Raw genomic sequence first — 549 nt, 5'->3', positions numbered from 1 at the left:
ATTCACCCTACCGAGGCACCCCTTCTCCCGAAGTTACGGGGTCATTTTGCCGAGTTCCTTAACGAGAGTTCTTCCGCGCGCCTTAGCATGCTCTGCTCGCCTACCTGTGTCGGTTTGCGGTACGGGCACCTAGATCTCACTAGAGGCTTTTCTTGACAGCCGGAGTACATGACCTTCGCTACTGCAATTTTCGCTCCCCATCACAGCCCAGCCTAATAGTGTGCGGATTTGCCTACACACTAGCCTCACTGCTTGGACGGACTATTCCATCAGTCCGCGTCACTGCCCTTCTGTGTCACCCCATTGCTCAAACGATCTTCGGTGGTACAGGAATTTCAACCTGTTGTCCATCCACTACGCCTTTCGGCCTCGCGTTAGGTCCCGACTTACCCTGAGAGGACGAGCCTTCCTCAGGAACCCTTAGGCTTTCGGCGGACAAGATTCTCACTTGTCTTTTCGTTACTCATACCGGCATTCTCACTTGAATACAGTCCACCAGTCCTCACGGTCCAACTTCAATCCGTATTCAACGCTCCCCTACCCAAGTAC

Annotated in this window: 1 rRNA gene; it reads right to left on the bottom strand. The window is 53.4% G+C overall.

The annotated features are described in order from the left end of the window. Positions 1–549 (bottom strand): 23S ribosomal RNA (locus AC1DSE_RS36215); the annotation flags it as partial.

It is taken from the genome of Paenibacillus sp. 01L418 (genome assembly GCF_056400045.1).
This window is presented reverse-complemented; position numbering and strand designations above follow the sequence as displayed.